This is a genomic window from Janibacter corallicola NBRC 107790, assembly GCF_001570965.1.
Classification (GTDB): domain Bacteria; phylum Actinomycetota; class Actinomycetes; order Actinomycetales; family Dermatophilaceae; genus Janibacter; species Janibacter corallicola.
Genome location: NZ_BCSR01000066.1, coordinates 1 through 9,833 on the forward strand (window position 1 = coordinate 1; position 9,833 = coordinate 9,833).

The following is a 9,833-nucleotide window of genomic DNA, read 5'->3' on the forward strand; positions in this document are numbered from 1 at the left end:
CGCCCGCCGGGTGTGCCGGAGAGCGCGGAGGGGCGGGCCCGTGCCGGGCCGGTCCCCACCGGTGGGGACGAAGGGGGATGAGCCGCCGGTCAGGCGCGGGGGTCCTCATCCTGGCGGATGCGCTGCGTCGCGTCGTCGGTCGGGACCTGCCGGGTCGCGTCGGGATCGACCGGCGGGATCCGGCCGGTCGCCTCGTCCTCGCGCGGCGGACGGGCCGCACGCTCGCCGGTGTCCTGCTGCGGGATGCGGGTGGTCTCCTCGCCGCGGGGCGGCTGCTCGGCGAGCGGCGGGTCCTCCTCGGCGAGCTCCGGGCGGCCGCGTCCGGCATCGCTCGGGGGAGCCAGGCCGAAGCCGCGGTCGTCGTAGTACCCGTCGCGCTCGTTGAGCCGTTCGCGCGCCGCGGCCTCGTCGCGCTTGCGCTGCTTCCGGGCGCGGGCCTTGCGGGCGAGCGTCGTCTTGATCAGCACCAGACCGAGCCAGAGCAGGAACATCGCGACCATCCCACCGACGACGAGCGTCAGCGGGTTGAGCGTGATCGTCACCGAGTCGAAGAGGGAGATGTCGACGTCCTGGGCGGAGACCTCGGGTCCGGAGGTACCGAGGAGCAACGCGGCCCCGATGGCCAGGGCGATGAGCACGAGGATGAGTCCGATGATGACCACGTCGGGTCCTTTCCGCGTCGGTCAGCCGGAGATCTCCGGCAGGGCTGTGGTCCCAACCCTAGGCCGCAGCGACTCCGTGATCAGGTCAAGCAGCGCCACCGCCCCGCGCGCGTCGAGCGGCTCGTTGCCGTTGCCGCACTTGGGGGAGACGACGCAGGCGGGGCAGCCGCGGCCCCGGCAGCCGCAGCGCGCGATGGTCTCGCGGGTCATCGTCAGCCACTCCAGGACGCGCTCGTGGGCCCGCGCGGCGAAGCCCGCCCCGCCGGGGTGCCCGTCGTAGACCATGATCGTCGGGAGCCCGGTGTCGGGGTGGCAGTCGGTCGAGACGCCACCGATGTCCCAACGGTCGCAGGCGGCGAGCAGCGGGAGCATGCCGATGGCGGCGTGCTCGGCGGCGTGGGCCGCGCCGGGCACGTCGGCCTCCGCGACGCCGGCCGCCGCGAGCGCCTCGGGCGTCATCGTCCACCAGACCGCGCGGGTGGAGAGGGTCTGCTCGGGCAGCTCCAGCGGGTGGCGCCCGATGACCTCACCGCTCGGCAGCCGCCGGAGGAAGCCGGTCACCTGACGGCGCACGTCGACCCGCCCGAAGCTGACCCGCACCGGCCCGTGGTCGTGCCCGGTCTCCTCGGCGACGATGTCGAAGGCCGAGCTGGACTGGGCGTGCGTGCTCCACCCCGGGTCGCCGGGCACGACCGTGGCGACGGCGCCTTCGAGGTCGAGCTCGGTGACGACGTGGGTGCGCCCCTGGTGCACGTGCACCGCGCCGGTGTGCACCTGGCTGTGCGCGGCCGAGGCGTCCACGGTGCCGATGACCCGACCGGAGCCGGACTCCACGATGCTCACGACGTCCCCGATGCCGCGCAGCGAGACGTGCTCACCCGGCCGGTCTGGGCGGGTCCAGTACCAGCCGCCCGGACGCGAGCGCAGGATCCCCCGGCCCGTCAGCACCTCGAGGACGCCCGCCAGGGATTCGCCGAACCAGCGGGAGTCCTCGGTCCTCACCGGAAGCTCCGCGGCGGCGCAGGCGACGTGGGGGACGAGCACGTGGACGTTCTCCGGATCGAGGACGCTCGCCTCGACCGGCGCCCCGAAGAGGGTCTCCGGGTGCTCGAGCACCCACGTGTCGAGGGGATCGTCGTCGGCGACGAGCACCGCGAGCGCGTCCTGACCGTCGCGGCCGGCCCGCCCGGCCTGCTGCCACACCGAGGCCAGCCGTCCGGGCCACCCGGCCATGAGCACCGCGTCCAGACCGGCGATGTCGACGCCGAGCTCGAGGGCGTTGGTCGCGGCCAGGCCGAGCAGCTCCCGCTCGCGCAGTCGTCGCTCGATGACCCGGCGCTCCTCGGGCAGGTAGCCGCCCCGGTAGGCGGCCACTCGATCCTCGTCCGCGAGGGGCACACGGCGGGCGGCGGCGGAGGCGAGCGCCTCCACGCCGGCCCGGGACTTCGCGAAGGCCAGCGTCTGCACGTCCCTCGCGACGAGGTCGGCCATCAGCCCGGCGGACTCGGAGACCGGGGAGCGCCGGCTCCCTTCGTCATCCTCCGGCGGCTGCCACAGCGCGAAGGTCACCGCACCACGCGGGGAACCGTCCTCGGTCACCGCGCGGACCTCGTCACCGATGAGGCGGGAGGCGTGTCCGCCCGGGTCGCCGACGGTCGCGGAGGCCAGCACGAAGGTCGGGTCCGCGCCGTAGCGCCGGCACACCCGCCGCAGCCGGCGCAGCAGCAGCGCGACGTGGCTGCCGAAGACGCCGCGGTAGACGTGGCACTCGTCGATCACGACGTAGCGCAGCCGGCGCAGCACCTGCCGCCAGTGCTCGTGGCCCGGCAGCAGCGAGTGGTGCACGAGGTCGGGGTTGGTGAGGATCACGTCGGCGTGGTCGCGGATCCAGCGCCGTTCGTCGCTCGGGGTGTCCCCGTCGTAGGCGGCCGCCCGCACCCCCGGCACCGCCCAGGACTGGATCCGGGCCAGCTGGTCCGCGGCGAGTGCCTTGGTGGGGGAGAGGTAGAGCGCGGTCGCCGCCCGGCCGCCTGCCCCGGCACGCCCCTCGAGCACCGCCGTGAGCGAAGGGAGGAGGTAGCCCAGCGACTTGCCCGAGGCCGTGCCCGTGGCGAGCACGACGTGCTCGCCCTCGCGGGCCAGCTGCGCCGCGTGCGCCTGGTGTGACCACAGCCGGTCGATGCCGGCGGTGGCCAGCGCCTGCGCCAGCGGCGGCGCCACCCAGTCCGGCAGGTCGGCGCTCTCCGCGGCGCGCGCGGGCAGCCGCTCGACGTGGCGCAGCCGCCCTTCGCGGCCGGCGGTCAGGGCGGCCAGGGCCCCTTCCGCCTGTGGGGTGTCACCGGACATGTGATCTACGGTAGGCCGGTGTCCATCTCCGTCACGACCAGCGAAAACGGACCGGTCCACGTCGTCCACGTCGCCGGTGAGGTCGACGTGACCTCAGCGGCGCTGCTGCGCGATGCGCTCGAGGCGCTCCTGGCCGACGGGCACCGGCGGCTCACCCTCGACCTGGGCGAGGTCACCTTCATGGACTCCACCGCCCTGGGGGTCATCGTCGGCAGGCTCCGGCGCCTCGCCCGCCACGGCGGGGTGATGACCGTCGTGGCCACCCACGAGCGGGTCCTGCGGGTCTTCGGGATCACCGGCCTGGACCAGCTGCTGGAGATCCACCCCGACCTCGACTCCGCCGTGGCCGCCGCCGCTGCCGGCGCCGGATCCGACGCCGGCACCCCCTGAACCGTCCCCGGAGGCGCCTGCTGCAGAGCCCAGCACACTCGTTCCCCCGGCGCTAGGGTGAGGCAACGGCCCCCTCGGGTCCTGCCCGACCGGGCCGTGCACCGCGCCCATCAAGGAGGATCGGCATGGCTCGCACGGCACTGCCCACCGCGTCGTCGGTGGAGCTGGACGGCTCACAACTGACCCTGATCGTCATCGTGGCGGTCATCGGGCTGCTGGCACTCGGGCTCGGGGTGGTCCTGCGCCGGCAGGTCGTGGCCACCGGCACCGGGACCGAGCGGATGCAGGAGATCGCCGAGGCCGTCGAGGAGGGGGCGCACGCGTACCTGCGGCGCCAGTTCAAGACCCTCGTCGTCTTCGTCGTGCTCGTCTTCCTCCTGCTGCTCGCCCTCCCCGCGGACGGGGCGGGCGTGCGCTGGGGCCGGTCCGGCTTCTTCGTCCTCGGCGCGGCCTTCTCCGCGGCCATCGGCTACCTGGGCATGAGCCTGGCGGTCAAGGCCAATGTCCGTGTCGCCGAGGCCGCCCGCACGAGCGGCCGTGACGAGGGGATGCAGATCGCCTTCCGCACCGGGGGCACCGTGGGCATGTTCACCGTCGGGCTCGGGCTGCTCGGCGCGGCGATCGTCGTGCTCGCCTACCGCGGTGAGGCGCCCAAGGTCCTCGAGGGCTTCGGCTTCGGGGCGGCGCTGCTCGCGATGTTCATGCGCGTCGGCGGCGGCATCTTCACCAAGGCCGCCGACGTGGGCGCCGACCTCGTCGGCAAGGTCGAGGCCGGCATCCCCGAGGACGACCCGCGCAACGCGGCGACCATCGCGGACAACGTGGGCGACAACGTCGGTGACTGCGCCGGCATGGCCGCAGACCTCTTCGAGTCCTACGCCGTCACCCTCGTCGCGGCCCTCATCCTCGGGTCGGCGGCCTTCGGCGCCTATGGGCTGGTCTTCCCGCTCGTCATCCCCGCGGTCGGGGCGATCACCGCGATGATCGGCATCTTCATCACCCGGGCGCGGGCCGGGGAGAGCGCGCTCGACGCCATCAACCGGGGCTTCTACATCTCCGCGATCATCTCGGCGGTGCTCTCGGCGGGGGCGGCCCTCTTCTTCCTCCCGGACAGCTTCGCCGCGCTCGGCTCCCCGAACGAGGACATCGCCGGGCTCGCCGGCGACCCGCGCCTCTCGGCGCTGCTCGCGGTCGTCCTCGGCATCGTGCTCGCCGCGGTCATCCTGCGGATGACCGGCTACTACACCGGCACCGACAAGCGCCCCACCGTCGACGTCGCCCGCACGACCGAGACCGGGGCGGCGACCGTGGTCCTCTCCGGCATCAGCCTCGGCCTGGAGTCGGCGGTCTTCAAGGTCGCGACGATCGCCGCGGCGATCTACCTGGCCTTCCTCCTCGGTGGCTCCTCGGTCACCCTCGGGCTCTTCTTCATCGCGCTCGCCGGCTGCGGGCTGCTCACCACGGTCGGGGTCATCGTCGCGATGGACACCTTCGGCCCGGTCTCCGACAACGCCCAGGGCATCGCGGAGATGTCCGGCGACGTCGACGAGGAGGCCGCCCAGGTGCTCACCGAGCTCGACGCGGTCGGCAACACGACGAAGGCGATCACCAAGGGCATCGCGATCGCGACCGCGGTGCTCGCGGCGACGGCGCTCTTCGGCAGCTACACCGACGCCTGGACCCAGGCCGCGAGGGAGCTGGACGGCGGCGCCATCTCGGCGAGGGCCGACTCCTTCCAGGCGATGATCAACACCCAGGTCGTCGTCCCGAACGTCCTCGTCGGCGTCCTCATCGGCGCCGCCGTCGTCTTCCTCTTCTCGGGGCTGGCGATCAACGCGGTCACCGTCGCGGCCGGGTCCATCGTCCTCGAGGTGCGCCGGCAGTTCAGCGAGCGGCCCGGCATCATGGCGGGCACCGAGCGGCCGGAGTACGCGAAGGTCGTCGACATCTGCACCCGCGACTCGCTGACGAAGCTGGCCACGCCCGGCCTCGTCGCGGCGCTCACCCCGATCATCGTCGGCTTCGGGCTGGGGGTCGGCGCGCTCGCCGGCTTCCTCGCCGGGGCGATCGCCTGTGGTGCGCTCATGGCCGTCTTCCTGGCCAACTCCGGTGGCGCGTGGGACAACGCGAAGAAGATCGTCGAGGACGGCAACCACGGCGGCAAGGGCTCCTCGGCCCACGAGGCGGCGGTCATCGGTGACACCGTCGGGGACCCCCTCAAGGACACCGCCGGCCCGGCGATCAACCCGCTGATCAAGGTCATGAACCTCGTGGCGGTCCTCATCGCGCCCGCGATCGTCACCCTCTACCTCGGCGACTCCACCGACCAGATCATCCGCTGGGTCATCACGATCGTCGCGCTGCTCGTGCTCGTCGCCGCCATCGTGATCGCCAAGCGCGACGACGTGGCGATGACCGACACCGAGGAGCCGGTGAGCGACCCGGCGTGAGCGACCGCGACGGGGACATAGGCTCGGGGACGTGACCACCTCCGCGACCCCCCGCACCGACCCCCGGCTGCTCGACCGACTGCGCGAGGACCTGAGTGCGCTGCCGCTGACCGTCGACGCGGTGCAGGAGCGCCTCGGCCCGCTCGCCGCCACGGCGCTCGCCAAGGAGCGCACGCTGCCCGCCCGGCGACTGCTCGTGGCCGCCAGCGACCCGATCGGCGTGCTCGTCGGCTGCTTCGGGCTCGGCCTGGAGGTCGCCGCCGACGACCTCGCGCGGGCGCTGCCGCGGCTCGGCGTCGCGGGCGCCGTCGAGCTGGACCTCGTCGAGCCCCACGGCGCCGACGTGCGCGCCTTGTGCGACCTGCGTCCCTACGGCGACGACCTCGGGGGCGCGTGGTGGGTGGCCTCGGACCCGACCGAGCACGCCCGCAGCGGACCGCTGCCCGTGGACCACGTCCTCGGCATCGGCGGCGCCTCGACCACCCTGGCCTCGTGGACCCCGCGCACCCCCGTCGGCCGGGCGCTCGACGTCGGCACCGGCAGCGGGGTGCAGTCGCTGCACCTCTCGAGGCACGCGCAGCACGTCGTCGGCACCGACCTCTCCGGCCGCGCCCTGGACTATGCCGCCTTCAACGCCGCCCTCAACGGGCTGGACTGGGAGCTGCGCCGCGGCTCCTTCCTCGACCCCGTGGCCGGGGAGACCTTCGACCTCGTGGTGAGCAATCCCCCCTTCGTCATCACCCCGCGCACCGGGGGAGTGCCCCGCTACGAGTACCGGGACGGCGGCGCCGCCGGCGACGACGTCGTCGCGGCCCTGACGAAGGGGGTCGGCGCCCACCTCGCCCCGGGCGGCGTGGCCCAGATGCTCGGCAACTGGGAGACCGCCGGGGGAGAGGACTGGCGCGACCGTGTGGGCGCGTGGGTCGCCGCGAGCGGCCTGGACGCCTGGGTGGTCCAGCGTGACGTGCAGGACCCCGTCGAGTACGCCGAGCTGTGGGCCCGCGACGGCGGACACCTGCCGGGCACCCCGGAGCACGACGCGCTCGTGGGGGCCTGGCTGGACGACTTCGCCTCCCGGTCCATCGAGCAGATCGGCTTCGGGATCATCACGATGCACCGACCGAGCCGGGAGCGCGTCCCCTTCGTGGACCTGGTGGAGGCGAGCGGTCCCGTGGCCACGCCCATGGGGCCCACCGTGGCCGCCGGCCTGGTCGCCCGGGACCGGCTCGCCGGCACGGACGACGACGGAGTGCTCGACACCGCCTGGCGTGCCGCCCCGGACGTGACCACCGAGACCCACGCCCGGCCCGGCGCCACCGACCCCGACGTCATCGTGCTGCGTCAGGGCGGCGGGCTCGGCCGCTCGGTCCGGCTCGACACCCTCGACGCGGCGCTGGTCTCGGTCTGCGACGGCGAGCTGACCGCCCGGCAGTCGCTCGTCGCGATCTCCGGGCTGCTCGACGTGCCGACGGGGGAGGCGCTCGGTCGCGGGGTCGGCCTGCTCCGCGGCCTCGTCGCGGACGGTTTCCTCACAGCCTGACGTCGGAGGAAACCTGTTTGTGAGTGAGCGCTCACTCATTTAGCATGGTCGTTCGTGACCCCACGTGCGAAACCGCTTCCCCCCGACGAACGCCGTCGCGTCCTGCTCGACGCCGCCCGGCCGCTCGTGCGCGAGCACGGTCACGCGGTGCGCACCAAGGACGTCGCGGCCGCCGCCGGCGTCGCCGAGGGCACGCTCTACCGGGTCTTCGAGACCAAGGAGGAGCTCGTCGACGCCGTGGTGGAGGACGCCGCCGACCCCGCCCCCTTCCTTGCCCGCCTCGACGTGATCGACCCCGCCCAGCCGCTCGAGGAGCGGCTGCTCGCCGTGGTCAGCGCCTTCCACGAGCGCTTCCGGGAGGTCTTCGAGATCCTCGTCGCCGTCGGGATGCCCGGCCCCCCGGAGTCGCTGCGCCGCCGGACCGGTGGCCACGGCGAGGACGACTGGCGGGTCGGCGTGCGCCGCCGGGTCGTCGCGCTGCTCGAGCCGGACGCCGACCGGCTGGCCATCAGCCCCGAGCGACTCGCCCAGTACGTCCGGCTGCTCAGCTTCTCCGGCGCCCACCCCCACATCACCGCCGCGGAGCCGCTGACCCCGGCCGAGATCGTCGACGTCGTGCTGCACGGCGTGCTGCGGAGGGGGTGACCATGCTGCTGCGGCTGTGGCGCACCCACCTGGGCAGCCGGCCCGGGCTCATCGTCGGCCTCGTGCTCCTCCAGCTGGCCTCCACCCTGGCGGCGCTCGCGCTGCCGAGCCTCAACGGCCGGATCATCGACGACGGCGTGGCGAAGGGAGACACCGGCTACATCCTGCGCGCCGGCGCGGTGATGCTCGGCGTCTCCCTCGTCCAGGTGCTCGCGACCGTCGGCGTCGCGTGGATCGCCTCGCGCTGCTCCTCCTCCCTCGCGGCGCGGGTGCGCTCCGACCTCTTCGCCCGGGTCGGCCGCTTCAGCGCCCGGGAGATGGGGCGCTTCGGGGCGCCGACGCTGATCTCTCGCAGCACGAACGACGTCCAGCAGGTGCAGCTGGTGACCAACATGGGCCTGGCGATGATGCTCTCCGCCCCGATCATGATGATCGGCGGCATCATCATGGCGCTGCAGGAGGAGGCGGGCCTCGCCTGGCTCGTCGCCGTGGCCGTCCCGGTCCTCGGCGTCGTCGTCGGCGTCCTCGTCAGCCGGATGGTCCCCGGCTTCCGGGCGATGCAGGCCAGCGTCGACGCGGTCAACCGGATCCTGCGCGAGCAGATCACCGGCGTGCGCGTCGTGCGCGCCTTCGTGCGCGAGGAGCAGGAGCGGGAGCGCTTCGCCGTGGCCAACCGCCGCTACACCGACTCCGCGATCCGGGTCGGCAACCTCTTCGCGACGGTCTTCCCCTTCGCGATGGTCGTGCTCAACCTCTCGACGGTCGCCGTCGTGTGGTTCGGTGCGCTGCGGATCGACGCCGGGCAGATGAGCGTCGGCTCGCTCACCGCGTTCATGGCCTACCTGACGCAGATCCTCATGTCCGTCGTCATGGCCACGATGATGACGATGATGATCCCGCGGGCCGCGGTCGCCTCGGGCCGCATCGGCGAGGTCCTCGAGACCGAGTCCGGCGTCGTGGACACCGCGGACCCGGTCCCGGTGCCGGAGGGGCCGCTCGAGGTGCGCATGTCGGGGGTGACCTTCGCCTACCCCGGCGCGGAGTCGCCCGTCCTGCACGACGTCGACCTGCTCGCGCGGCCCGGCACGACGACGGCCGTCATCGGGTCGACCGGCTCGGGCAAGACCACCCTGGTCGGTCTGCTGCCCCGCCTCTACGACGTCACCGACGGGGCCGTCTCCCTCGGCGGGGTCGACGTGCGCGATGCCTCGCTGGAGGACCTGTGGGCCCGGATCGGGCTCGTCCCGCAGCGGGCGTTCCTCTTCACCGGCACCATCGCGAGCAACCTGCGCCAGGGCGCGCCCGGGGCGAGCGACGAGGACCTGTGGGCCGCGCTCGAGGTCGCCCAGGCCGCCGACTTCGTCCGCCGGCAGGGCGGGCTCGAGGCGACCGTCGGTCAGGGCGGGCGCAATCTCTCCGGCGGCCAGCGCCAGCGCCTCGCCATGGCGCGGGCGATCGTCCGGCGGCCGGCGGTCTACCTCTTCGACGACTCCTTCTCGGCGCTGGACGTCGCGACGGACGCCCGGCTGCGCGCCGCCCTTCGCCCGTGGACCTCGGACGCGACCGTCATCGTCGTCGCGCAGCGGGTCGCCTCCATCATCGATGCCGACCAGATCGTCGTGCTCGACGACGGGCGTGTCGTCGGGCGGGGCAGCCACGCCGAGCTGTTGCGGGAGTGCCCCACCTACGTCGAGATCGTCGAGTCCCAGGCCGCCGAGGAGGATGCCGCATGAGCGAGGTCCCCACGGAGGAGGAGAAGGCGGCCGCGGCCCGCCGCCGGCCCGCGCCGCGCGGCGGCCC

7 protein-coding genes are annotated in these 9,833 nt (G+C 73.8%); 5 read left to right on the top strand and 2 right to left on the bottom strand.

Features of this window, described 5'->3' with window-relative positions; all coding sequences use genetic code 11:
• Window positions 1–89: 89 nt before the first annotated feature.
• Both JCO01S_RS14645 and JCO01S_RS14650 read right to left on the bottom strand, forming a co-directional pair.
• Window positions 90–662 (bottom strand): hypothetical protein, encoded by a 573-nt coding sequence (locus tag JCO01S_RS14645; protein WP_068257391.1) that lies wholly within the window; start codon window positions 660–662, stop codon window positions 90–92.
• Between the two features lie 21 nt (window positions 663–683).
• On the bottom strand, window positions 684–3,008 hold the full coding sequence (locus JCO01S_RS14650) for a DEAD/DEAH box helicase (RefSeq protein ID WP_068257394.1): 2,325 nt from the start codon (window positions 3,006–3,008) through the stop codon (window positions 684–686).
• An 18-nt stretch (window positions 3,009–3,026) separates the two neighbouring features.
• Between JCO01S_RS14650 and JCO01S_RS14655 the strand changes: the two genes are divergently transcribed.
• From JCO01S_RS14655 to JCO01S_RS14675, 5 genes are all read left to right on the top strand, one after another.
• On the top strand, window positions 3,027–3,398 hold the full coding sequence (locus JCO01S_RS14655; protein ID WP_068257397.1) for an STAS domain-containing protein: 372 nt from the start codon (window positions 3,027–3,029) through the stop codon (window positions 3,396–3,398).
• Window positions 3,399–3,523: 125 nt separating this feature from the next.
• Window positions 3,524–5,848 carry a sodium-translocating pyrophosphatase gene (locus JCO01S_RS14660; protein WP_068257400.1) on the top strand — a complete coding sequence of 775 codons (2,325 nt, stop codon included), beginning with the start codon at window positions 3,524–3,526 and terminating at the stop codon, window positions 5,846–5,848.
• A gap of 31 nt (window positions 5,849–5,879) precedes the next feature.
• Window positions 5,880–7,388, top strand: a complete 1,509-nt coding sequence (locus JCO01S_RS14665) for a DUF7059 domain-containing protein (RefSeq protein ID WP_068257404.1) — start codon at window positions 5,880–5,882, stop codon at window positions 7,386–7,388.
• 54 nt (window positions 7,389–7,442) lie between these two features.
• Window positions 7,443–8,033, top strand: coding sequence for a TetR/AcrR family transcriptional regulator (locus JCO01S_RS14670; RefSeq protein WP_068257407.1), 591 nt, complete (start codon window positions 7,443–7,445; stop codon window positions 8,031–8,033).
• A 2-nt stretch (window positions 8,034–8,035) separates the two neighbouring features.
• Window positions 8,036–9,766, top strand: a complete 1,731-nt coding sequence (locus JCO01S_RS14675; RefSeq protein WP_068257410.1) for an ABC transporter ATP-binding protein — start codon at window positions 8,036–8,038, stop codon at window positions 9,764–9,766.
• Window positions 9,767–9,833 lie beyond the last annotated feature (67 nt).